The sequence below is a fragment of the Streptomyces sp. NPDC052036 genome (genome assembly GCF_040680495.1).
Taxonomy (GTDB): Bacteria; Actinomycetota; Actinomycetes; order Streptomycetales; family Streptomycetaceae; genus Streptomyces.
Genome location: NZ_JBFAWW010000064.1, coordinates 1 through 22321, shown reverse-complemented (window position 1 = coordinate 22321; position 22321 = coordinate 1). Strand labels below are relative to the sequence as shown.

Annotated in this window: 21 protein-coding genes; 8 read left to right on the top strand and 13 right to left on the bottom strand. The window is 71.8% G+C overall.

Annotated features, from left to right (window positions below; translation table 11 throughout):
• Positions 1 to 130: 130 nt before the first annotated feature.
• Complete coding sequence (locus tag AB0L95_RS40020) at positions 131 to 991, bottom strand: cache domain-containing protein (protein WP_365171288.1); 861 nt, start codon at positions 989 to 991, stop codon at positions 131 to 133.
• 390 nt (positions 992 to 1381) lie between these two features.
• On the opposite strand from AB0L95_RS40020, the gene AB0L95_RS40015 reads away from it, so the two are divergent.
• Complete coding sequence (locus AB0L95_RS40015) at positions 1382 to 2581, top strand: ABC transporter substrate-binding protein (RefSeq protein ID WP_365171286.1); 1200 nt, start codon at positions 1382 to 1384, stop codon at positions 2579 to 2581.
• A 69-nt stretch (positions 2582 to 2650) separates the two neighbouring features.
• Here AB0L95_RS40015 and AB0L95_RS40010 read toward each other — a convergent pair whose 3' ends face one another.
• Entirely contained in the window at positions 2651 to 4138 is a 1488-nt protein-coding gene (locus AB0L95_RS40010) for an FGGY-family carbohydrate kinase (protein WP_365171284.1), read from the bottom strand.
• A 160-nt stretch (positions 4139 to 4298) separates the two neighbouring features.
• Here AB0L95_RS40010 and AB0L95_RS40005 point away from each other — a divergent pair, with 160 nt between their 5' ends.
• Entirely contained in the window at positions 4299 to 4970 is a 672-nt protein-coding gene (locus AB0L95_RS40005) for an AIM24 family protein (protein ID WP_365171282.1), read from the top strand.
• Between the two features lie 46 nt (positions 4971 to 5016).
• Here the strand turns inward: AB0L95_RS40005 and AB0L95_RS40000 are convergent, their stop codons facing one another.
• From AB0L95_RS40000 to AB0L95_RS39990, 3 genes are all read right to left on the bottom strand, one after another.
• Positions 5017 to 6789 carry a M4 family metallopeptidase gene (locus AB0L95_RS40000; protein ID WP_365171280.1) on the bottom strand — a complete coding sequence of 591 codons (1773 nt, stop codon included), beginning with the start codon at positions 6787 to 6789 and terminating at the stop codon, positions 5017 to 5019.
• Between the two features lie 330 nt (positions 6790 to 7119).
• Positions 7120 to 8148, bottom strand: coding sequence for a polyprenyl synthetase family protein (locus AB0L95_RS39995; RefSeq protein ID WP_365171278.1), 1029 nt, complete (start codon positions 8146 to 8148; stop codon positions 7120 to 7122).
• Positions 8145 to 9191: a tetratricopeptide repeat protein gene (locus AB0L95_RS39990; RefSeq protein WP_365171276.1), complete on the bottom strand. Its 1047-nt coding sequence runs from the start codon at positions 9189 to 9191 to the stop codon at positions 8145 to 8147. The genes AB0L95_RS39995 and AB0L95_RS39990 overlap by 4 nt, the downstream gene beginning before the upstream one ends.
• 360 nt (positions 9192 to 9551) lie before the next feature.
• Between AB0L95_RS39990 and AB0L95_RS39985 the strand changes: the two genes are divergently transcribed.
• On the top strand, positions 9552 to 10178 hold the full coding sequence (locus tag AB0L95_RS39985) for an alpha-ketoglutarate-dependent dioxygenase AlkB (RefSeq protein ID WP_365171274.1): 627 nt from the start codon (positions 9552 to 9554) through the stop codon (positions 10176 to 10178).
• A gap of 21 nt (positions 10179 to 10199) precedes the next feature.
• On the opposite strand, the gene AB0L95_RS39980 is transcribed toward AB0L95_RS39985, so the two are convergent.
• Both AB0L95_RS39980 and AB0L95_RS39975 read right to left on the bottom strand, forming a co-directional pair.
• On the bottom strand, positions 10200 to 10745 hold the full coding sequence (locus AB0L95_RS39980; protein WP_365171290.1) for a TetR family transcriptional regulator: 546 nt from the start codon (positions 10743 to 10745) through the stop codon (positions 10200 to 10202).
• Between the two features lie 149 nt (positions 10746 to 10894).
• Complete coding sequence (locus AB0L95_RS39975) at positions 10895 to 12400, bottom strand: MFS transporter (RefSeq protein WP_365171272.1); 1506 nt, start codon at positions 12398 to 12400, stop codon at positions 10895 to 10897.
• Between the two features lie 415 nt (positions 12401 to 12815).
• On the opposite strand from AB0L95_RS39975, the gene AB0L95_RS39970 reads away from it, so the two are divergent.
• Positions 12816 to 13223, top strand: a complete 408-nt coding sequence (locus AB0L95_RS39970; protein WP_365171270.1) for a tyrosinase cofactor — start codon at positions 12816 to 12818, stop codon at positions 13221 to 13223.
• A gap of 34 nt (positions 13224 to 13257) precedes the next feature.
• The gene (locus tag AB0L95_RS39965; protein WP_365171268.1) at positions 13258 to 14082 is read left to right on the top strand and encodes a tyrosinase family protein; all 825 of its coding nucleotides are present in this window, start codon (positions 13258 to 13260) and stop codon (positions 14080 to 14082) included.
• A gap of 57 nt (positions 14083 to 14139) precedes the next feature.
• On the opposite strand, the gene AB0L95_RS39960 is transcribed toward AB0L95_RS39965, so the two are convergent.
• Positions 14140 to 14820: a ribonuclease H gene (locus AB0L95_RS39960; protein ID WP_365171266.1), complete on the bottom strand. Its 681-nt coding sequence runs from the start codon at positions 14818 to 14820 to the stop codon at positions 14140 to 14142.
• A gap of 109 nt (positions 14821 to 14929) precedes the next feature.
• Positions 14930 to 15724, bottom strand: coding sequence for a VOC family protein (locus AB0L95_RS39955; RefSeq protein WP_365171264.1), 795 nt, complete (start codon positions 15722 to 15724; stop codon positions 14930 to 14932).
• A 136-nt stretch (positions 15725 to 15860) separates the two neighbouring features.
• Between AB0L95_RS39955 and AB0L95_RS39950 the strand changes: the two genes are divergently transcribed.
• The gene (locus AB0L95_RS39950; protein ID WP_365171262.1) at positions 15861 to 16865 is read left to right on the top strand and encodes a zinc-binding alcohol dehydrogenase family protein; all 1005 of its coding nucleotides are present in this window, start codon (positions 15861 to 15863) and stop codon (positions 16863 to 16865) included.
• An 83-nt stretch (positions 16866 to 16948) separates the two neighbouring features.
• Complete coding sequence (locus AB0L95_RS39945; protein ID WP_365171260.1) at positions 16949 to 18154, top strand: GAF domain-containing SpoIIE family protein phosphatase; 1206 nt, start codon at positions 16949 to 16951, stop codon at positions 18152 to 18154.
• A gap of 54 nt (positions 18155 to 18208) precedes the next feature.
• Here AB0L95_RS39945 and AB0L95_RS39940 read toward each other — a convergent pair whose 3' ends face one another.
• The gene (locus AB0L95_RS39940) at positions 18209 to 19084 is read right to left on the bottom strand and encodes a Cof-type HAD-IIB family hydrolase (RefSeq protein ID WP_365171258.1); all 876 of its coding nucleotides are present in this window, start codon (positions 19082 to 19084) and stop codon (positions 18209 to 18211) included.
• A 517-nt stretch (positions 19085 to 19601) separates the two neighbouring features.
• Between AB0L95_RS39940 and AB0L95_RS39935 the strand changes: the two genes are divergently transcribed.
• Complete coding sequence (locus AB0L95_RS39935) at positions 19602 to 20039, top strand: STAS domain-containing protein (protein ID WP_365171256.1); 438 nt, start codon at positions 19602 to 19604, stop codon at positions 20037 to 20039.
• A gap of 294 nt (positions 20040 to 20333) precedes the next feature.
• Here AB0L95_RS39935 and AB0L95_RS39930 read toward each other — a convergent pair whose 3' ends face one another.
• The 3 genes from AB0L95_RS39930 to AB0L95_RS39920 form a co-directional block, all read right to left on the bottom strand.
• A complete protein-coding gene (locus tag AB0L95_RS39930; protein WP_365171254.1) occupies positions 20334 to 20768 on the bottom strand; it encodes a protease inhibitor in 435 nt (144 codons plus the stop codon).
• 438 nt (positions 20769 to 21206) lie between these two features.
• Entirely contained in the window at positions 21207 to 21743 is a 537-nt protein-coding gene (grpE, locus tag AB0L95_RS39925; RefSeq protein ID WP_365171252.1) for a nucleotide exchange factor GrpE, read from the bottom strand.
• 2 nt (positions 21744 to 21745) lie between these two features.
• Positions 21746 to 22321: Hsp70 family protein (locus AB0L95_RS39920; protein WP_365171250.1), on the bottom strand; the 576-nt coding region annotated here is incomplete at its 5' end.

The following is a 22321-nucleotide window of genomic DNA, read 5'->3' as shown; positions in this document are numbered from 1 at the left end:
GCCGAGGCGGTCGCGGCTGCGGCCGGGAACGCGCTCGGCGCCGCGCCGCGCGCCTGACCGGACCGCGGCGCGGCTCCGGCGGGACGTCGGCGCGCCTCGCTCCCCGCATGTGCGGTGGCGCGCGACCGGGTCAACCGTCCGCGACGACGAGGACGAGCGGGATCTCGTCGCACGGGACGAGCCGCAGCCCCTCGTGGCGGTGGGCCCGCGCCCCGGTGAGCACGGCGCCGAAGTCGGGGCCCTTGGTGAGCGAGCCGACCAGATGGGCCGGGTCGGCGGAGGCCGCCACCCGGCCGCGTGCGTTGACCAGGTGTGCCGCTCGGGGCAGTTCCTTGAGCAACGGCATCACGGCCGCCTCGAAGTGCCTGAGGTAGATGTCCGCCGCGGCGACCCCGGCGAACCGGCCCGCCACATGGACCGGCGCGGACAGGGTGAGGCTGTACTCGTCGGAGCAGAGGTAGTCGACATACGGGCCGGCGACGGCGCGGCGGCCGGTGTCACGGGGCAGCGCGAACCAGTCCCAGTGCGTGTAGTCGGAGTACGCGGACTGCCGCGGGTCGAGGTCCAGCAGCAGCGGGCGTACGCCCCCGTCGGAACCGGTCTGCCACCACTCCAGCCAGGCCGGTGCGTCGCCGAGCAGCCCCGGGGCCGCCACGAAGCCGACACCGGAGACCAGTTCGCGCCGGACGAGGTCCTGGTGGAGGCCCGGGCGCAGTACGGCGAGGTCGGCGGTCTGCGGGGAGCGGCCCTCGTCGGTGACACGGGTCAGCAGGGCCGTGGTGTCGGCCCGGACCCGGGCGACGGTGTCGAAGACGGCTTCCAGGGTGCGGCGCACCTGGGCCGCCACGCCGGCTTCCGTGACCGCGTCGAGTATCGCCGTGGCCGCACCCGTGTGGCGGCCGCCGTCTCTCACGGTGGGACTCGGGCCCGTCGGGACGGCCTGGGGGGCGAGGCACGGCGCGGCGGCGGGCTGCTGCGGGAGATCGGACATGACCGCGACCGTATACGCCCGGCTTACTTCACCGCATCTTGACTCTCCGTCAACTCACCTTGCACAGACGAGAGTTGATCAGGATGTCGACGCTCCGTAGGGTGTTGGCCACGCCATCCGCCCAAAGGCGTCACCCAGTCCTGCGGGCGGACTCCCGGGCGGTCACGCCGGTCCGCCCATCGGCCAGGGGTGGCACCCGAGCCCGCCGTCAGGACCCGTGACGCCCGGAACCGCCCCGGCACCCACGCCCGCCGTCCCCACCACGGATGCACGGACGCACGGTCGCGCCCTTGGTCCAGGTCGCATGCTGCACGTCCCGCGCATCCACTGTCACCCACCGTCACACAACCGCCTCCGATTCCCCCATTCCCCCACACCGTGGAGATTTCCGTGCGTCTGAAGAGATCCCTGAAAGCGACGGCCACCGTCTGCTCGCTGCTGCTCGTCGGCGGCTGCGGACTGTTCGACGAGTCGAGCACCTCCTCGTCGACCGGCTTCGACCCGCCGGATCTCAAGGCGCAGTCGGAGCTCGGCCGCACGGAAGGCCGACTGAACCTGATCGCCTGGGCGGGCTATGTGGAGGACGGCTCCACGGACCCGAAGGCCGACTGGGTGACCCCCTTCGAGAAGCAGACCGGGTGCCAGGTCGACGCCAAGGTGGCGGCCAGCTCGGACGAGATGGTCAAACTGATGAAGTCGGGCGCCTACGACGCCGTCTCCGCGTCGGGCGACGCCTCCCTCAGGCTCATCGCCTCGGGCGAGGCGGCTCCGGTGAACACGGACCTGGTGCCCAACTACCAGGACGTCTTCTTCGGGTTGAAGAACCAGAGCTGGAACTCCGTCGACGGCACGGCCTACGGCATTCCGCACGGCCGGGGCGCCAACCTGCTGATGTACAACACGCGCAAGGTGTCCCCCGCCCCCGCGTCCTGGTCCGCGGTGTTCGACGACGCCTCCCGGTACAAGGGACACCTCACGGCGTACGACTCACCGATCTACATCGCGGACGCGGCGCTGTATCTGCGCGAGACCCGGCCGGGGCTGCACATCGAGAATCCGTACGCGCTCGACCAGGAGCAGTTCGACGAGGCCGTCAGCCTGCTGAAGAAGCAGCGCCCCAACGTCGGCGAGTACTGGAACGACTACCTCAAGGAGGCCTCCGCCTTCAAGAGCGGCGACTCCACCATCGGGACCACCTGGCAGGTCATCGCCAACCTCGCCCAGAGCGAGGGCGCCAAGGTCAAGGCGGTCCTTCCGCAGGAGGGTTCCACCGGATGGTCCGACACCTGGATGCTGTCCGCCAAGGCGAAGCACCCCAACTGCGCGTACAAATGGATGAACTGGATCATATCGCCGAAGGTCAACGCGCAGGTGGCCGAGTACTACGGCGAGGCGCCCGCCAACATCAAGTCCTGCGACGAGACCAGCGACCCGGCGTTCTGCGACACCTTCCACGCCACCGACGAGAGCTACTGGAAGGACATCGCGTTCTGGACGACTCCGATCGAGCAGTGCCTCGACGGCCGGACGAACGTCAAGTGCGTCCCGTACTCCCGGTGGGTGCAGGCCTGGACCGAGATCAAGGGCTGAGCCGATGCCCGGGGTGTGGCCGCCGTACCCCGCGGCGGCCACACCCCGGTGGGAGTCGTCCACCGGTCCTCACCTCTGGGGGGCCTCGGCGGTGGCGCGCTGATGGCGGGCGAGGGCGTGGCCGATGTCGCGGGTCGCCGGGTACAGCCGTAGATAGAGGTCGTAGAGACCGTCGTAGCGCGACTGGCGACGGGGCTCGGGCAGGACGCGCTCGCGGACCGGGTTCCAGCTGTCGATGTCGGCGTCGCCGACCGCGTCCGCGGCGAGAAACGCCGCCCCGTAGCTCGCGCCGAGGGTCACGGTCCTGATCTCCTGCTCCAGCCCCGTGACATCGGAGACGATCCGGGTCCACAGACGGCCCTGGGTGCCCCCGCCCACCGCGACGGCCCTGCGGATGTCGGCGCCGGCCGCGCGCATCGCCTCCACGTTGTGCCGCACCCCGAAGGCGGTAGCCTCCAGCGCGGCGCGATACAGGTCGCCGCGGGTGTGCTCCACGGTCAGTCCGGCGATCACGCCCCGGGCGTCCGGGTCGGCGACCGGGGTCCGCTCCCCCGCGAAATAGGGCAGCATCAGCAGGCCCTTCGCGCCGACGCCGGACGCCTCGGCCTCGGCGAGGAGCGCGTCGTGCCCGGAGACTCCGAACAACTCCCGCAGCCAGTCGGTGATCACCCCGGAGGTGGCCATGCCGCCAGCCAGGCTGCGCGTCCCGGGCAGTGCACCGACCGTGCTCCACAGTTGCGGCACCAGGAGTCGCTCCGCCACGGTGTTGATCAGGAACATGGTGCTGCCATACATGAGCATCAGGTCGCCTGTGTGCTGGGCACCGACGCTCAGCGCCTCCGACCAGGCGTCGATGGTGCCGGTGACGACCGGGATGCCGACGGGGAGCCCGGTGACGGCCGCCGCGTCGGCGGTGACCCGCCCGGCGATCTCACCGGGCCAGCGCAGCGGCGGCAGTTCGAGGTCCGGCGCGATCCGGCGCACCCAGGGGCGGTACCACTCCTGAGTGGTGGAGTCGTACAGCGGTACGGACTGGCTCGCCGAGTGGTGGTCGAGAACATAGGCGCCGGTGAGCCGGTTCACCAGGTAGGAGCTGGGCATGTACAGCCGGCGCGCGCGGGCGGTGATGTCGGGGCGGTGCTCCGCGAGCCAGGCGATCTTGGGGCCCACGGCCTGGGTGGACAGCAGGGACCCGCAGCGCTGCAGTACTGCATCGGGGCCGAGTTCGGCGTCGAGGCGGGCGATCTGGGCGGTGGCGCGGGTGTCGACGCCGTAGAGGATGGCCGGGTGCAGCGGAGCGTCGTTCTCGTCGGCGAGGGCCACGCACGGGCCCATGCCGCTGACGCCGACCGCCTCGACGGCGGTACCGGGCGGCACCAGCTCACGGGCGAGGGAGGCGAACTCGTCCCACCAGACGGCCGCGTCCATCTCGACATGACCCGGCCTCGGCCGGCTGACCGCATGCGGTCGCACCGCCGTACCGAGCACCGTCCCGTCCGTGCCGACCAGCACGCCTTTGCTGCTGGACGTACCGATGTCGACCCCGAGCACCGTCATGCGCTGTCCGTCCTTCGCCTTGTGACTCCTGGGACATCGTTCCCCTCCCGCGGCCCGGTCAGCGGCCGAAACGCAGAAGTCGGCGCGTCCCTGGGGCTGTTGCCGTTTCAGGACATCGTCGAGCTTGGCGGAATGTGATCTTCCGGGACACCATGCGCCCATGAAGGGTGATCTGTTTTCCAGCGACCATATGGTGCAGCCGGCCGACCGGCCGGGCATGTCCATGCAGAACGCCAAGTCCATCCGGTACGCGGTGAACGGCGAGATGCTCGCGCGGCAGGGCGCGATGGTCGCCTACCGCGGAAACCTGCAGTTCGAGCGCAAGGGCCAGGGCGTCGGAGGGATGCTCAAGCGGGCCGTCACGGGTGAGGGGCTGCCGATGATGGTCGTGCGCGGCCAGGGCGAGGCATGGTTCGCGCACGAGGCGCAGAACTGTTTCATCGTGGAGGTCGAACAGGGCGACGAGTTCACGGTCAACGGGCGCAACGTGCTCTGCTTCGACGCGTCGCTGTCGTACCGGATCCAGACCGTGAAGGGTGCGGGTATCGCCGGCGGCGGGCTGTTCAACAGCGTGTTCACCGGGTACGGCCGGCTCGGGCTGATCTGCGAGGGCAACCCGCTCGTCATACCCGTCTCGCCGCAGCAGCCGGTGTTCGTGGACACCGACGCGGTGGTGGGCTGGACGGCACAACTGGGGACCTCGCTGCACCGGTCGCAGTCCATCGGTTCGATGCTGCGCGGAGGTTCGGGGGAAGCGGTCCAGCTGAGGCTGGACGGCGAGGGCTACGTGGTCGTACGGCCCAGTGAGGTGACCCCGCAGAAGGAGCACTGAGTGCGGGGGCCCGCCGGGCGGCGGGCCCCCGCGTGTCCGGGCCGGATCAGTTTCCGGCGGACGGGACGTTGGCGGCCGTCACATTGACGGCCGCCCAGGCCGCGTCGACCGTCTTGTACTCGGTGCTGCTCGCGCCGTACATGTCGGCGGCGGCCTTCAGCGTCGCGGCGCGCGCGTCATGGAAGTCCGTCGTGGAGACCATGTACCGGGTGAGCGCCCGGTAGAAGACCGCCAGGGCCTTGGCCCGGCCGATACCGGTCACCTTCGAGCCGTCGTAGGTGGGCGAGTCGTACGCCACGCCCCCGATGGTCTTCCTGCCGCTGCCCTCGGCCAGCAGATAGAAGGCGTGGGAGGAGACACCGGAGCCCGCGTGCACCTCGGTGTCGTACGCCTGGGGCGACCAGTAGTCGACCGTACCCTCGAGCTTGTCGAGGGACGGGTGGTCGAGGCGGCGCAGGAACTTCTGCCGCAGCCCGAGTTTCTCGCCCATCAGGTAGTTCGGCGGGTTCTTCGGGTTGTTGGCGGCGAACTCGACGCCCGAGCCGAAGATGTCCGCGAGCGACTCGTTGAGGGCGCCCGGCTCGCCGTACTGGCCTAAGCGGTCCACCCGGGTCGGTTCGAGGCCGGCGGTGGCGTCGACGACGCCGTGGGTCAGTTCGTGACCGGTGACGTCGAGGACGACGAGCGGCTTCTTGAACAGGGTGCCGTCCCCGTCGCCGTACAGCATGCAGCCGCAGTCGGTGTCCCAGAAGGCGTTGCCGACCTTGCTGCCGAAGTGGACCATAGCGTGGGCGCCGGTGCTGTTGTTCTTGATGCCCTTGCGGCCGAAGGTCTTCTTGTAGAAGTCCAGCGTCTTGGTGATGCCGTACTGGGCGTCGACCGCGACGGTGGCGCGGTTCGAGGTGGCGCCGTTGCCCCACTTGTCGGTGGTGCTGGTGAACGTGGTGCCGCGCGAGAAGGCCTCCAGCTCCCGGCCCTTGGCGTCGCGGGTCTCGGTGCCCCAGCGGGTGGGGTCCTTGAGGAGGTACTTCGTACGGGCGGTCCGGGTGGTGGTCAGCGGCACCTTGCCGACGAACAGGGAGGCGCCGGTGCCGTTCGCGGTGGACGGGTAGCGGGCGGCCGCGGAGGCCGTCGCGGCGGTGAGGCCGGACAGCGCCACCGGGCCGTCGGCCCCCGGGGTCGCCGACTCGCCCCGCTCGCGCAGGGTCTCCTCCAGCCTGGGCGAGATGAACTCGTCGCTGTCAGGTGTGTCGCTGCGGACCTGGCCGGTCAGCGCGTCCACGACGACCGTCCGGGAACCGCCCGCCTGGGCGGTGCGGCTGTCCGTGACGCGCACCTGGTAGGCGAGGGCGGCGTGGCCGTCACGGGCGTCCACCACGAGTTCGGCGGTCCCCGCCTCGCCCTGCGCGGCGTCGGCGGCCTTGCGCGCGGCCTGTTCGGCCGTCAGCTTCGCCGCGGTGGTGACGGGTTTGACGGCGTGGTCCGCGGCGCGGGTCACGCCCAGGTAGCCGCCGCGCCGGTCCAGATGGACGACCAGGTCGCCGCCGAGGACGAGCATGCCCTGATGGCTGCGGAGGAAACGGACGTGCTGTTTGCCGTCCGGGTCGGTCATGACGTCCTTCGCCTGCAAGGTGTCCCCCCGCGTGACACCGGTGGCGGAGGCGTGTGCGAACGCGGCGGCCCGGGCGGCGTCGACCGGCGAGATCGCCGCGGTCGCCACGGCGGCGGGCACCTGGGCGAGCGCCGGGACGGCCGGGAGCGTGGTCGCCGTCGCCACTGTGATAGCGACCGTCAGTCTGCGTATGTGGGCTTTGCGCACAGAGTTCCTTCGTTACAGGGGCGGCCGTGAGCGCCGACCGCCCGTGCGCACAGCGCCGTTGAGCGCCGTGGGGGCTGGTCGGGCCCCGATGCGCCACCTTCATACATCCGCCATGTACATGTAAAGAAGGAAGATCCCTTTTGCTGCTTTTCAGGTGATCTCTTTACAAAAGTTGAGATCTGCGTGACCAGCCGATGACCGATGGTGCGTCGGGGGGAGAGAGGGGCGGCGGGCAGGGGTCGGTTGCCCGCACCGCCGCCTCCCGGGCGAGATGTGACCGAGGTCGCATCGCCTCCGGCCCCGCGCCGCGGCGACCGGAGGCGCGAGCACTCAGACCGTGCGCCGGGTGAGAGCCGAGAGCAGGCTGCGCAGATCCCCGGCCGCGTGTGGGGAGCACGGGACCGAGTCCAGGAGGGCGTCCGCCGCGGCGAGATGACGGCGGCCCTCGCGCAGGGCGGCCGCACGGCCGCCCGCCTGCGCCACGAGGTCCGCGGCACGCTCCGCCGCGTCATGGGCGCCGAGCAGTTCGGCCAGTTCGGGGCCGTACGGACCGTCGAGGGCGGTGAGGACCGGGAAGGTCTTCTTCCCCTCCCGCAGGTCGCCATGGACCGGCTTGCCCGTGACCTCGGGATCGCCCCAGATGCCCAGCAGGTCGTCGACGATCTGGAACGCCACACCGAGGTGCCGGCCGGCCCGGTCGAGGGCGGCCACGGTCCCCTCGCCCGCTCCGCCGAGCTGGGCCCCCAGGGCGAGGGCGCAGCCGAGCAGCGCCCCCGTCTTGCGCTCGGCCATGGTCTCGTACTCCCCCGCGGTCACGGCCTCGGGACCGGTCCAGGGGCGACGGGCGAAGAGCAGGTCGTCGGCCTGGCCGCGCACGAGATCGTCGAGGGCGGCGCTGAGCCGGCGCGCGGCCTCCGGGACCGTGCTCAGGGTCCCCACGGCGAGGGCGAGGAGCGCGTCGCCCGCGAGGACGGCGGGGCCGGTGCCGTACGCCTTCCACAGCGCGGGGCGCCCGCGCCGCAGGGCGTCGCCGTCCATGATGTCGTCGTGCACCAGGGAGAAGGTGTGCACGAGTTCGACGGCCACGGCGGCGGGGATGCCGCTGTCCGCGGGCGCATCGGCCAGTTCGGCGCCGAGCAGGGCGAGCGCCTGACGGACGCCCTTGCCGCCCCGAGGGCCGGCGTCCGTCCCGCCGCGGCCGAGCGCGTACGCGGCCATCTCGGCGATCCAGGGGTGCAGCGTGGCGACGGCGTCCATGAGGGCGGGGGCGACGAGATCCCGGGCCCGGTCGAGGATCCGTCCGGCGGCGAGGTCCTCGGGCCGGGAGCCGAGGGCGTCCGCGGTGGCCGGGGCGGTCATCGTCCGGTTCCTTCCGGGGCGGTGAGCCCGAGTTCCCCGTAGGCCCGCAGGACCATCGCACGGCCGTGCCGCAGGCCGATCCCGTCCAGGTCCCGGGCGAGCGCGTCGAGATCGGCGGTGGTCTCGGCGCCGGCACGGCCCAGCCGGGCCTGCGACTTGACGAGGCCGAGGCGCGCCAGGGCGGTCCCGCGCGGCTCGTCCATGCCCTCGAACTCGGCGAGCGCCTGGGCGTAGAGGTCGCGCGCCTCCTCGTAGCGCCCGGCGCGGTAGAACACGTTGCCGCGCATCTTGTGGTTGTAGGCGAGCGCGCCGAGAAGGTTCATCTCCCGGCAGCCTGCCTCCGCCTCGGAGAGCAGCTCCAGGGCCCGTTCGGTGTTCCCGTCCCGGACGGAGAGGATGTCGGCGAGACCGCGCAGCGCCCAGGCGTGGCCACGGCGGTCGTCGGCGCGGGCGGCTATGTCGGCCGCCTCCTCGAACAGGGCGTACGCGGTGTCGTACGCGCCGGTGTTGCGGTGTATCTGCGCGATGCCCTCCAGCGCCCACACGGTGTGGCGGGCCTCGCCACGGCGGCGGGCCTCGGCCAGAAGCTGCTCGTGCAGCGCGGTCACGGCCTCGTAGTCGCCCTGGATGCGACCGGTCTCGGCCATTCCCGCGAGCGAATATCCGCGTACGACGACATCCCCGGCCCGCTCGCCGAGGTCGGCGGCGAGCCGCAGCAGCCGCCAGGCCAGCGGCAGGGCGCCGCGCTGACGGGCCAGGGTGCCACCGCTCCACAGGGCCCAGGCCATCGCCGCGGTGTCGCCCGCCTCCCGGGCGGTGCGGTAGCTCGCCTTCCAGGCGCGGTCGGCGTCGGCGACCTGGCCGAGCCGGCGGTGCGCCTCCGCGACCGCCAGACCGGAGCGGGCCGCCTCCTGCCGGGCCCCGGCGCGCTCGGCGGCCCGCAACTGCTCGGTGCCCGCGGCCAGGACGTCCGTGAGCGAGGAGTTCACGGACAGGGAGGTCAGAGCGCCCTGGTACTCCGGGGCGAAGGCCTTGCCGTACATGAGTGCCTTTCGGTCTGCTGCCGGCCGGGCGCTTGGCGCGCGGCCGACGGGTGCCGGCTGTGTGGGGGGCGGCAGGAACGGCGAGCACCGGCTCTCCGCTCCGTGCGGACGCGCATGTATACACGTGATATATACGTGACGTGTATACGCGATATGTATACACGGCGCGTATAGGACCCCGGACACCTACCCGGAACCCCTCCGATGCTCGGGCCGCACCGCCGCCCGTTATTGATCAGGACGCCACCCGCATCCCCAAGGTTGCTTCGCAGCAAAGCAGTTGACGTACGCCACACCGGTGCGCGGCGCGACCCGGCCGCAATCAGAACATATTTTCGAATCAGGGAGTACGCTGCCCCTATGGCCACGCATCTCCAGGGCTCGCTGTTCGACCAGACCGACGACCTCCGGCTCGCCCCGCTCGACGCGCTGCGGCGGACCCGGCTCAGCGCCGGGGCATGGATCGACGTGCTCCCGGGGTGGCTCAGCGGAGCCGACGCGTTGTTCGAGCGGCTGGCCGCCGAGGTGCCGTGGCGGGCCGAGCGACGGCAGATGTACGACCACACGGTGGACGTGCCGCGGCTCCTCGCCTACTACCACCCGGGCGATCCCCTGCCGGACCCCGTCCTGGCGGAGGCACGCGACGTCCTGTCCGCCCACTACGCGGACGAACTGGGGGAACCCTTCGTCACGGCGGGCCTCTGCTACTACCGGGACGGCCGCGACAGCGTGGCCTGGCACGGGGACCGGATCGGCCGCGGCGCACGCGAGAACACCATGGTCGCCATCCTCTCCGTGGGCGCTCCCCGTGATCTGGCGCTCAGACCGCGCGGCGGCGGGGAGGCCCTGAGGCGTCCGCTCGGGCACGGCGACCTGATCGTCATGGGCGGCAGCTGCCAGCGGACCTGGGAGCACGCGGTGCCGAAGAGCACCCGGGCGACCGGACCCCGGATCAGCATCCAGTTCCGGCCACGCGGGGTGAACTGAGCTCACGCGGCGCGAACGGGGCTAGGGCGTCAGCTGCGCCTGGACGGCGGGGGCGTACCGCTCGACGATCGTCTCGATGTCCGTGGCGCGTAGGTGGGTTGCGCGCGCGATGCCGAACATCACGCCCAGTCCCAGCAGGGTGCCGACCGCGAGTTCCGCGCGCAGGCCCGCGTCGGGGCCGCCGAGCCGGGCGGCGAGGCGCTGGATGACCTGGGTGCGGAAGTTGTCGCGCAGGATGTCGCCCCGGTCGCCGTGCAGGGGGGCGAACACGATGCGCAGGAGCGGGTCGGCGCCCTGCTGCGTCTGGCTCACCAGTACCTGGCGGACCATGTGCCGCCCGAGATCGGCGAGCGATGCGTCCAGCAGGGCCGAGGCATCCGTCTCGAAGGACATGACCTGGGTGAAGAGCGTGTCCTTGTTGCCGAAGTACTTCAGGATCAGTGGCGGACTGACCCCGGCCCGCTCGGCGACCGCCTTGAGCGTGATGTCGGCGTGGGCCTGACGGGCGAGGAAGTGGCGGGCGGCACGGAGGATCGCGGCCTTCGTCGCCTCGGCGTCGCGGCGCACGGGGGATCCGCCGGCGTCCGTGGTGCGGACGGCAGTCCCCGGTGCCGGTCCGTCGTCGCGGTGGGCTTGTCTCTCGTCGGCCCGGCGGGCGGACGTGTCCTCGGCGGCCCGGCCTCGGTGGGCGGCAGCGGATGAGGGGGGCACTGCGCTCACGCTCCTTCCAGAGCCTCGTCATGAGGCACCGTAGCCTCCCCCAGTACCCGGCCGAGACCGCCGGACCCCCCGTCCCGCGGGATGGCGAGGGCCGCCGCACAGGCCACCAGCGCGACGCCGCCCGCCATCGTGAAGGCCACCAGATAGCCATGCAGCGTGGGCACGGGGATGCCCGCGACACGGCTGGTGTGGTGGACCAGGACCGCGGCGACGGCCGCGCTGCAGACGGCCTGGCCGATGGTGCGCATCAGGACGTTCACCCCGTTCGCGGAGGCCGTCTGGCCGGCCGGTACGGCACGCAGGATCAGGGTGGGCAGGGCCGAGTAGGCGAGGGTCGTGCCGGTCGCCACGATCGAGGCACCCACGACGACCATCCACAGGTCACGGCTGTCCGCGATGCGTACGGCATAACCGAGAGCGAGGACGGCCGCGCCGAGGGCGAGGGTGACCCTGGGGCCGCGGGCCGCCGAGATACGGGCCGAGACCGGGGAGAACAGCAGCATGGTCACCCCGCCGGGCAGCAGGCACAGGCCGCTGCCCACGATGGACAGGCCGAGCCCGTAGCCGGTGGCCTTGGGCGCCTGGACGAGCTGGGCCGTGAGCAGCGAGTTGGCGTAGAACCCGAAGCCGACCAGGAGCGCCGTCAGATGGGGCAGCGCCACGCGCGGGCGGGACGCCAGGCGCAGGTCGACGAGGGGCCGTTCGGCACGCAGTTGCTGTCGGCACCACAGCGCCAGCACCAGGACACAGCACGCGAACAGGCCCACGATCCGCGGGCTCCCCCACCCCCACTCACCGCCCTGCGACACGCCCAGCAGCAGACAGATCAGCGCGGCGGCGAGCCCCAGCGAGCCCAGGACGTCGAAGCGCCCCGGAGCGCGCACCGGCGACTCGCGCACCGCCCACCAGGCGAGCAGCAGACCGAAGGCGCCCAGGCCGGTGGTCACCCAGAACATGGCGTGCCAGTTCGCGTATTGGATCACGAGGGCGGCCAGCGGCAGCCCCAGGGCGGCGCCGATGCCGACGGTGGAACTCATCAGCGCGACCGCGGATCCGGTCCGCTGGGGCGGCAGTTCGTCGCGCAGGATGCTGATCGACAACGGGACGACCGAGGCCGCCGCGCCCGACAGGGCACGCGCGGTGATGAGCACGGTGATGTCGGAGGAGAGCGCGCACAGCAACGAGCCGAGCGTCATCAGCCCGAGGGCGGCCAGCAGCACGCGCCGCTTGCCGTACATGTCCCCCGCACGTCCGAGCACCGGGGTGAGCACCGCGCCCGCCAGCAGGGTGGCGGTGACCATCCAGGAGACGGTGCCCGCGGAGGCGCCGGTGAGCCGGGGCAGGTCGGGCAGCAGGGGGACGACCACCGTCTGCATGACCGCCATGAGGATGCCGCCGAACGCCAGCACCGGGACCGCCAGCCGGTCCCGCACTCCCGGCCGCCCGTCGTCCCTCCCGGCGGGGTCGGCAGAGCGGGGGGCTGGGGCGGGTATCGGGACCATGGGCACTCCGGCGGCCGGTGTGGGAAAGGCAGGTGAATGTCTATTCACCTTACCGAGTGAATAGACATTCACCCAAAAGGACGCCCGCGCCTCGCCGCCGAGGCGCGCCGTCCGCCCGTCGCCCGCGAGCCGGGCCGCGCATGGCAGTTCGCGTCAGATCGCGGACGTGAGCCGCGCCACGAACGGGACACCGGTCGAGAAAGATCCTCGTCCACCGGCTCCCCACGGGGCGGATTTTCCCCGTCCGATGGATCTGCCGCCCCCTTCACAGCAAGATCATCTTTGTTCAACTTTGCAGGACATGTGGGCAATTGTCCTGATCGTAGCCAACCCGTCTGTCGGAATTTCCCGGCCCCGACAGCCGCCGGATAGGCAGGACGGGACGTCAACACCCAGCGATCCAGGAGGACTTCGCATGTCCGAACCCACCCGCCGCCGCGCCCTCGCGGCCGGGGCCGCCGTAGCGGCCGGCGGTCTCGCGGCGCAGGCCGCCCCGGCGTCCGCCGCCACCCCGGCCGCTTCCCCATCGGCCGGCTCCGCGCCGGGCTCCGCCGCGATGGCGCCGGGGCACGATCATGGCGCGCCCGAGCCCTTCGACGAGGTCTACCGGGGCCGCCGAATAGAGGGCCGCGCCACCGCGGGCGGCCATCACGGTTCCGGATACGGCGTGTTCATCGACGGGGTCGAACTGCATGTGATGCGCAACGCGGACGGCAGCTGGATCAGTGTGGTCAGCCACTACGACCCCGTGCCGAGCCCTCGTGCGGCGGCCCGCGCCGCCGTCGTGGAGCTGCGGGGCGCCCCGCTCGTCCCGTTCAACTGACCTTCCCGCACAGGATTCCCGGAGCCTTCCGCACATGACCGTACGCAAGAACCAGGCGAGCCTCACCTCCGACGAGAAGCGGCGGCTGGTCGCCGCGTTCGTCGAGCTCAAGCGCAACGGCCGCTACGACGCCTTCGTCACGACCCACAACGCCTTCATCATGGGCGACACCGACACCGGTGAACGGACGGGCCATCGCTCGCCGTCGTTCCTGCCCTGGCACCGCAGATTCCTCGTGGAGTTCGAGCGGGCCCTGCAGTCCGTCGACTCCTCGGTCACGCTGCCCTACTGGGACTGGACCACCGACCGCTCCGCGCGCTCCTCGCTGTGGGCGCCGGACTTCCTCGGCGGCACGGGGCGCAGCCTGGACGGGCGGGTGACGGACGGAGCGTTCGCCGCGTCCGCCGGCAACTGGCCGATCACCATACGGGTGGACAGCCGCACCTATCTCCGGCGTTCCCTCGGGGAAGGTGCGCGCGCCTTGCCGACCCGGGCCGAGGTCGACTCGGTGCTCGCCCTGTCCACGTACGACATGGCGCCGTGGAACAGCGCGTCGGACGGGTTCCGCAACCACCTCGAAGGATGGCGGGGCGTCAACCTCCACAACCGGGTCCATGTGTGGGTCGGAGGCCAGATGGCCACCGGGGTCTCGCCCAACGACCCGGTCTTCTGGCTGCACCACGCCTTCGTCGACAAGCTGTGGGCCGAGTGGCAGCGCCGGCATCCGGGGTCCGGCTATCTGCCGACGGGCGGCACACCGGACGTCGTCGATCTCAACGAGACGATGAAGCCGTGGAACGACGTACGCCCGGCCGATCTGCTGGACCACACGGCGTACTACACGTTCGACACCGACTGAGATCGCGGCCGGGGCGGCGGCGACGGCGCCCAAGGAGCCGACGCCGCCGATGCGGCACTAGAGGGTGTTGCACTCCGGGTGGCCCCAGCCCTGGGTGTTCTTGGCGATGGGGTCGCCGGCCGCGTAGGAACGGCCGCAGACGCAGCGGCCGGGGAACTTGGCCTTGAGGGTGCGGCCGGAGGTGCGCTTCCTCGCGGGCGCGGCGCGTCGGGCCGGGGCGGCCGCCGCCGGAGCGGACGAGGGCGGCGGCTCCGGGGAGCCGTGCTCCGTGCCCGCCGCCTGCTGGACGGTGGCCGCCTGGCTGGCGGCCCGGTCCGCGAAGTCGTTGAGGCGGTCGCCGTCCACCTGGTGCGCGGGGACGTAGCGGAACTCGACCTCACGGCCGTCGAGCAGCGCGTCGATCCGCACGACCAGGTCCTGGTTGGCGACGGGCTTGCCGGCGGAGGTCTTCCAGCCGTTGCGCTTCCAGCCGGGCAGCCAGGTCGTGACGGCCTTCATCGCGTACTGGGAGTCCATCCGGATCTCCAGCGGGACGTCCCGGTCGACGGCGGTCAACAGCCTTTCCAGCGCGGTGAGTTCGGCGACGTTATTGGTCGCCTTGCCCAGCGGGCCGGCTTCCCAGCGGCCGGGGATCTCGTCGCCGTCGGCGACGACCCAGGCCCATCCGGCAGGTCCGGGGTTTCCCTTCGAAGCCCCGTCGCAGGCGGCCACAACTCGTTCAAGCATGTCTCCGATCATGCCACGCCCCGGCGACCGCACCGGCCCCGGGCCGGACCGAGCGCCCGCACCCGTACACCGGCCGAACCGGGAGACCCGCCTTGCGCGCCGCCCTGAGCGCGCCCGCCGTCTACACCGCGGTCATGTCCGGCATCTCGCCCTGGGTGGTGGTGACATCGATGACCGAGAAGTTGGCGCCCTGGGGATCGCTCAGCGCCGCGATCCGGCCGAAGGGGCTGTCCATCGGGCCGAACCGCAGGATCCCGCCGTGCTCCACCGCTCGCCGGACCGCGGCATCGCAGTCGTCGACGGTGAAGTACACATTGACGTAGGGCGGGACCTCCGGCGGGAAGTCGTCCGTCATCTTCATACGGCCGAGCACGGGTGCGCCGTCCAGTTCGAAGACACGGAAGTCGATCGCCGCGTCCTGGATCTGCTTGGCCTGGTAGGGGAAGACCGCGGGGAAGAAGGCGTCGGACTTCTCCGGTGCCCGGGTGAAGACCTCGGCCCAGCAGTACGCGCCGGGGACCCCCACCGCCTCGAAGCCCTCGTGGGTGCCCGCCTGCCAGAGGCCGAAGACGGCGCCGCTCGGGTCGCGGGCCAGGGCCATGGTGCCGAAGTCGCCGACCTGCATCGGGTCCATCAGCACGTCGCCGCCCTGCTCCCGGATCCCTCGTGCGGTCGCGGTGGCGTCCGCCGCCGCGAAGTACAGACACCAGGCGGACTGGCCCTCCTGCCCCGGCATCGGCGGTACGACCGCGGCGACCGCCTTGCCGTCGGCGTAGGCCTGTGTGTAGTGGCCGTACTCCGACGACGACTCACCGAACGTCCAGCCGAGCACATCGCCGTAGAAGCGCTTGGCCCCCTCGATGTCGCTGAACATCGCGTCCGCCCAGCAGGGCGTTCCCTCGGGCTGTACCGCCATGGCGTGCGACCTTTCCCCGTTCGACGGCTCGGGCCCCGTCTCCCACCGTAGCCAGGTACCCCGCGCGTCGCGCGCCGGCCCGCACACCTGCCCGACACTGGAACCGGGGCAGTCGTCGAGCGACGGGGTGTGGGCGATGCGCGCATGGGTGGTGGACCGGCCGGGTCCCGTGGAAGGCGAGCCGCTGCGGTTCGTGGAGCGGCCGGTCCCGGTGCCGGGGGCCGGTGAGTTGCTGGTGCAGGTGCGGGCGTGCGGTGTGTGCCGTACGGATCTGCATGTCACCGAGGGCGATCTGCCGGTGCACCGGCCAGGGGTGACGCCCGGGCACGAGGTGGCGGGCGTGGTGGCCGCGGTGGGAGCGGCGGCGGGCAGCTGGGCCGTCGGCGACCGGGTCGGGGTCGCCTGGCTGCGCCGTACGGACGGCACCTGCCGGTACTGCGTACGGGGAGCCGAGAACCTGTGCCCCGGCTCCGAGTACACCGGCTGGGACACCGACGGCGGATACGCCGAGTACACAACGGTGCCCGCCGCGTTCGCCTACCGGCTGCCGGCGGACGTGGACGACGTGGCGCTGGCGCCGCTGCTGTGCGCGGGCATCATCGGCTACCGGGCGCTGCTGCGGACGTCGCTGCCGCCGGACGGGCGGCTGGGGCTGTACGGATTCGGCGGCAGCGCGCATCTGTGCGCCCAGGTCGCACTGGCGCAGGGGGCCACCGTGCATGTGCTGACCAGGGACGAGGCGTCGCGGCGGCTGGCGCTCTCGCTGGGGTGCGCGTCGGCGGGCGGTGCCTACGATCTGCCGCCGGAGCCGCTGGACGGGGCGATCCTGTTCGCGCCGGCCGGGGAACTGGTTCCGGTGGCGCTGCGGGCGCTCGACCGCGGCGGCGTGCTGGCGGTCGCGGGCATTCATCTGAGCGACGTCCCGGTACTGCACTACGAGAGCGAGCTGTTCTACGAGAAGGAGGTGCGCAGCGTCACCTCGAACACACGGGAGAACGGCCGGGAGTTCCTGGACCTCGCCGCCCGGTACGGCGTCCGTGCGACGACGCATCCGTACCCGCTGTCGCAGGCGCAGCGCGCCCTCGGTGACCTGAAGGCGGGGCGGTTCGACGGGGCGGCCGTACTGGTGAACGATCTCTGAGCGGGTCGGGCCGTGGCGCGGGTGCGAGCCCGGCCGCCGCGTGCGTGGATGGACTGGGGATGTGTTGTCGCGGAGGTGGCGCTGTGGGCGTTGAGCACGCTGCAGACCCGCAGCACGGCCTTCAGGACGCTGTCGAGTCGATCGGTACGACCCTCGACGGGCGGACGACGTGCGAGGAACTGGCCGCCTATGTGTGCACCCGGGTGTGCGACGCCGCCGCGGTGGATCTGCTGCCCGAGGAAGCCCCTTCCGCCACCGCGTGCTCGCCCGCCCTGACACGGGTGGTCAGCGCGGGGCGCGCCGGGCTGCTCACCACGTGGAGCGCGAACGACGCCCGCCCGCTGTCGCTGCGTGCGCTGGCCGAGGGGCATCCGGTCATCCTGGCGCCGGGCGGTTCGTCGTCTGTCGCACGGCGGGTGATGATCGTGCCGCTGCTGGGGCGCGGCCGGTCGTACGGTGTGCTGCTGGTGGTGCGACAGGGTCCGCCGTTCTCGGAGCGGGAGGCCGCTCTCGTGTTCTTCGCGGCCCGGCTGGCGGCCGTGCACCTCGGGCACGCGCGCTACCACTCGGCGGTGCGCGGCACGGTGTTCCGCCTCCAGCGGGCGCTGCTGGCCGAGCCGGGGCGGCCGCATCCCAATCTGGACCTGGCCACGCGCTATCTCCCCGCGGGCGGCGGAACGCTGGTGGGCGGGGACTGGTTCGAGACGGTGCGGCTTCACTTCGGGCGGACCCTGCTGGTGATGGGTGACGTGATGGGGCACGGGCTGGACGCGGCGGTCGACATGAACGCCTACCGCTCGATGCTGCGCTACATGGCCTCCACGGACCTGCCGCCGCACCGGGTGCTGCGCCGGCTGGACGCCGCCGTCTACGAGGAGGGCACCCGCCGCCCGGCCACGTGTCTGCTGGTCCAGGTGGACCCGGCCCGCGGTACGGCATCGCTGACCAGCGCGGGGCATCTTCCGCCGGCCCTGTTTGCCGGGGACGGCACCGGCCGGTTGCTGGACGTGCCGACCGGGCCGCCGCTGGGGACGGGGGTCGGCGGCTATGAGCCGACCACGCGTCCGCTCACGCTCCAGGACACGCTGCTGCTGTTCACGGACGGTCTCGTGGAGCGTCGTGAGGAGGACATCGATGTGTCGCTGGCCCGGCTGGCCGGGCTGCGGGTGCGGCCCGGAGCCGGGGTGGAGGAACTGCTCGCGGATGTGCTGGACCGTCTGGACGCCGGGCACGCGGAGGACGACGTAGCCATCCTGGCGGCCCGGATCCGGCGCCGTCCGGAGGTGTGAGGGCCGCCGCTGCCGTAGCACGGTTCAGGCCTCGGCGGCAGATCCCGCCGGCGCTCAGGGCGTGGGCAGATGCAGCAGGCGGGTGATCGTGCGCAGAACGCCGTTCTCCGTGTTGGGGGGCGCCAGATGACGGGCCCGCCGGATCACCTCCGGATGGGCGTTGGCCATGGCGAAGGACCACTCGGCCATGTCGAGCATCTCCAGGTCGTTGAGGTAGTCCCCGAACACCAGCGTCTGCGCGGGCGTGATGTCCAGCTCCTGCTGGAGCCGTCGGAGCGCGGCGCCCTTGTTGGCGGTGGGGTTCATGATGTCGACCCAGTGCTCGCCCGAGACGACCACCTGGTGTGTCGCGGTGAACGGCCTCAGGGCGGGGGCCGTGGTCCGCGCCACGGGTCCGAAGTCGAACAGGGCCACCTTGAGGAACTCGTCCTCGACCGCGGTGAGGTCCTCCACCGTCTCCAGCAGGGCGTAGTACCGCTTGGCCTCGGCCACGAACGCGTCGTCGGTCCGCTCCACGTACGCGGACCGCTTGCCGCACAGCACGGCCCCGACGTCGACGCCGTCGGCCGCGAGACGGCGCGTGGTGGAGACGACGCGGTGGGCCGTCGCCGCGTCCAGCGGATCGGAACCGAGTTCGGCCCCGTCGCGCACCACATAGGTGCCGTTCTCCGCGATGAAGACCATCCCGTCGCGCGCGTCGGCGAACTGCTGGGCCAGTGTCGCGTACTGGCGGCCGCTCGCCGGACTGAACAGCACACCGCGTCGGCGCAGTTCGGCGAGGAGCGGCCACAGGCCCCCGGGTATCCGCCCCTCGCCGTCGAGGAGCGTGCCGTCCATGTCGGTGACGACGAGCCGGATGTCGACGGGGTCGCCCGGGAGCTCGGGGGTGGTCCCGGCGGTGGCGAGAAGCGACGAGGGCGTGGAGGACATGTCCTGCTTTCTGGTGGAGGCGAGCGGGTGCGCGCGGGCCGCGTCCGCGTCGGAGGGTCAGTCGCTCCGGGCGCGGGTGCGCAGGGCGGCGCGGTGCGGGGTGACGGGGAGGGTGAGTCCGGCGTCGGCGGTCATCCGGTGCCCCGTCCCGACGACGGGAGGGCAGGGGTGCCGGAGACGATCCGGTGGGGCGGCTCCCGCGTCGGAGCCGGGCTCGGTACGGCGGCCCCGGCGAGCGCCCGGTGGATCTCCATCTCACCTCTTGCGGTCGGGTCTGTTGTCGTCGGCGCCGTTGCCTCGTCGTGGCCCATCGTAAGGGCTGCCGTCGGACCTGCGGATTTGGGCGGCCGGGCGTCCCCCGGGCGGTATGGATCTTGGACCTGTCAAGACATCAGCACTTAAGTTCACCTGGTCGAGTGAACTAGATCTTGTCAGGGTCGCCGCAGGGATGTTTTCGCCTGGGGCGGGGTATTTACGCAGATCAAATGCATACTCCCCTGCCGAGGAGGAGCCGGCCATGTCCTCCGAACCGGTGGCGGCGAACCCCTTCGCCCGCAGCTACTCCCTCGGCCCGTACACGGTGGTCGAGGTGTCGGGCGAGATCGACATGGCGACGGCGGGCTCCGTGGTCGAGCACCTGGAGGCGGCCACGGGCCGGCCCGCGCCCGATGTGCTCGTCGATCTGCGGCCGGTCGTCTTCTTCGACTGCTCGGGCCTGCGCGCGCTGTGCCGGGCGGAGACCAGGGCGCGGGAGCGCGGCGGGCGGCTGCGTCTGGTGTCGGACCGGCCCCGCCTCCACCGTCTGCTGCGCGCGGCAGGCCTGCTCAGACGCTTCCCCCCACTCGCCACGATGCCGGGTCCGCAGCCGGGGCCACCGGAAGGGACGAGGGGAAACGGAGCACGCCCCTCAGCCGGAGAGGACCCGCACGACACGGACCGACATCCGAGGGGCTGACATCCGGGACACTGCACGGCACAGGGCTGACATCCGGTCACGCGTCAGTCCCTCGGCGGCCCGGCAACGGGCGGCACCGGAATCCACCTCGGTCGTATACGACTTCACCCCGCTGCGACCAGGCACAGCAGGGTGACGGTCCGTCAAGGACGCAAGATTCCGGGGGCCGGCCGGATGGCCCCACTCCTTCCGGCCGGCCCCCGCTGCGAGATCTCACGGCCGCCGCGACTGGGCTCGCACTCCCCAGTTACAAGCCCGCGGTACACGCCCGCGGTGACCGCGCGATCCCGGTCCTCAGAACGCGAAGAGGGCGGTCCCGTAGGAGCTCTTCACGCACTCGTTGGCGAAGGTCCGTTCGTAGTCGACACGCTTGCCCTGCCATACGCCTTGCACGGTGACGACGACGGGGTCGTACAACTTCGTACAGAAGATGCCCTCTCGGGCCGGCAGAGCGTCGAGGTCGCCACCGACGGCACGCAGATCGGCGCAGGCGTCGGCGGCGGCCGGATGCGTGCCCGAGGAGGTCGGCGCGCAGGTCAGCGTGACCGCGCGCTGCGGTGTGCTGGTGGCGGCGTCCGGCCCGTGGCCCGTGGTCAGGACCAGGGCCGAGGGGGCGTACAACGAGGCAGGGGTGGCGTTCGGGGCGGCGAGCGCGGTCCCCGCGATGGGGCCGCAGACGGCGGTGGCCGTGAGGGTGAGGGCCGCTGCCCAGCGCGCGGTGTTCGGCATTGTGTGCATCCTTCCGCTCGATTGAAGTGACGTTTCAGCTTCGACAACACGGTCGGAGCCGCAACGTCCGGTGCCGGTTCGGCGAGCGGGAGTCTGCCGAGTCCGCGCCGGAAACTCACATCGACCCCCCGGATTTCGGTAACTTTGAGTATTGAAACAGTGGCGTGAAGTCACAGAATTCTCACGCTCACCCCTTGAAACTGCGCGGTTACGGGTTGTCCCGGACCCTCGACTGGCCGGTTTCCCATGGCTCGGCAATCGGCCTGAAACATTCCGTTTACGGGTACCGGTAAGCGCTGTCTTCCAGTGCCGCCCGCAGAGCCCGGAAGAGGGCCCTGAGGCCCCCGCCCACGATCCGCTTTCCGGGCCGGAAGCCGCCTTGCCCCACGGCCGTGGCGGCCGTGGGGCAAGGCGGCAGACTCCGGGCTACGGCCCTCGTCACAGGGCGGCGGGCCCTCCTGGCTCCGCTCGCCCGCCCCCGTCCCGCCCCGCCCCGGCCCATCCGCCGTCCACCGTGCCGTCCGCCGGAGGCGGTCCGGTGACCGTGACGCGCGCGGGGCGCAGCAGCCGGTCGCCCACCCGGTAGCCGGGGCTGAGGATCTCGGTGCAGATCAGACACTCCCTGCCCGCGGTGACGACATGGGTGACCGCCTCGTGGGACGTGGGGTCGAAGCGCTCGCCCTCCTCCCCGAACGCCGCCAGGCCCAGAGAACCCAACTGGGTCTCCAGCACATCGACGACGGCCTTGAGACCCGGGGGCATGGCCTCCTCCTGCCTACGGGCCGCCTCCACGGCGTCGAGCACCGGCAGCAGCGCCCGCAGCACGTTCTCCGTGGCGATCTCACGCACCGCCATACGGTCGCGCCGCACCTGCTTGCGGTAGTTGTCGTACTCGGCCTTCACCCGCTGCAGATCGGCGGTGCGCTCGTCCAGCAGACGTCGCAACTCCGTGCTCTGCGGCTGGATCCGGTCCACGATCAGCCCGCCCGCGAGGTGTCGTCGTCATCCACGATCTCGGCGTCCACGACGTCGTCGGCGTCCTTGGCGCCGCTGTCGGCCGCGCTCTGCTCCGAGGCCGTGCCGCCCTCGGTGCGTGCCCGTTCGTACAAGGCGCTGCCGATCTTCTGTGCCGCCGCGGCCGCCTTGTCCAGGGCCCGGCGGATCTCCGCACTGTCCTCGCCCTTCAGTGTCTCCTTCAGCTCGGCCAGCGCGCTCTCCGTCTCGCTGCGCACATCCCCCGGGATCCTGTCCCCGTTGTCCTTGATGAGCTTCTCGGTCTGGTAGACGAGCTGCTCGGCCTGGTTACGGGTCTCGGCCGCCTCGCGCCGATTGCGGTCCTCCTCGGCGTGCTGCTCGGCCTCGCGGACCATGCGGTCGATGTCGTTCTTCGGCAGCGCGGAACCGCCGGTGACGGTCATCTTCTGCTCCTTGCCGGTGCCGAGGTCCTTCGCCGCGACATGCATGATGCCGTTGGCGTCGATGTCGAAGGACACCTCGATCTGCGGGACACCGCGCGGCGCCGGCGGCAGACCGGTCAGCTCGAACATGCCGAG

Excerpts from the sequence above, each read along its gene's own strand:
- AB0L95_RS39955 (WP_365171264.1), bottom strand. The coding sequence starts at position 15,724 with ATGGCGGTACAGCCCGAGGGAACGCCCTGCTGGGCGGACGCGATGTTC.
- AB0L95_RS39970 (WP_365171270.1), top strand. The coding sequence starts at position 12,816 with ATGTCCGAACCCACCCGCCGCCGCGCCCTCGCGGCCGGGGCCGCCGTA.
- AB0L95_RS39975 (WP_365171272.1), bottom strand. The coding sequence starts at position 12,400 with ATGGTCCCGATACCCGCCCCAGCCCCCCGCTCTGCCGACCCCGCCGGG.
- AB0L95_RS40020 (WP_365171288.1), bottom strand. The coding sequence starts at position 991 with ATGTCCGATCTCCCGCAGCAGCCCGCCGCCGCGCCGTGCCTCGCCCCC.
- AB0L95_RS39950 (WP_365171262.1), top strand. The coding sequence starts at position 15,861 with ATGCGCGCATGGGTGGTGGACCGGCCGGGTCCCGTGGAAGGCGAGCCG.
- AB0L95_RS39930 (WP_365171254.1), bottom strand. The coding sequence starts at position 20,768 with ATGCCGAACACCGCGCGCTGGGCAGCGGCCCTCACCCTCACGGCCACC.
- AB0L95_RS39990 (WP_365171276.1), bottom strand. The coding sequence starts at position 9,191 with ATGTACGGCAAGGCCTTCGCCCCGGAGTACCAGGGCGCTCTGACCTCC.
- AB0L95_RS39995 (WP_365171278.1), bottom strand. The coding sequence starts at position 8,148 with ATGACCGCCCCGGCCACCGCGGACGCCCTCGGCTCCCGGCCCGAGGAC.
- AB0L95_RS39965 (WP_365171268.1), top strand. The coding sequence starts at position 13,258 with ATGACCGTACGCAAGAACCAGGCGAGCCTCACCTCCGACGAGAAGCGG.
- AB0L95_RS40005 (WP_365171282.1), top strand. The coding sequence starts at position 4,299 with ATGAAGGGTGATCTGTTTTCCAGCGACCATATGGTGCAGCCGGCCGAC.
- AB0L95_RS39960 (WP_365171266.1), bottom strand. The coding sequence starts at position 14,820 with ATGATCGGAGACATGCTTGAACGAGTTGTGGCCGCCTGCGACGGGGCT.
- AB0L95_RS39940 (WP_365171258.1), bottom strand. The coding sequence starts at position 19,084 with ATGTCCTCCACGCCCTCGTCGCTTCTCGCCACCGCCGGGACCACCCCC.
- AB0L95_RS40010 (WP_365171284.1), bottom strand. The coding sequence starts at position 4,138 with ATGACGGTGCTCGGGGTCGACATCGGTACGTCCAGCAGCAAAGGCGTG.
- AB0L95_RS39935 (WP_365171256.1), top strand. The coding sequence starts at position 19,602 with ATGTCCTCCGAACCGGTGGCGGCGAACCCCTTCGCCCGCAGCTACTCC.
- AB0L95_RS39985 (WP_365171274.1), top strand. The coding sequence starts at position 9,552 with ATGGCCACGCATCTCCAGGGCTCGCTGTTCGACCAGACCGACGACCTC.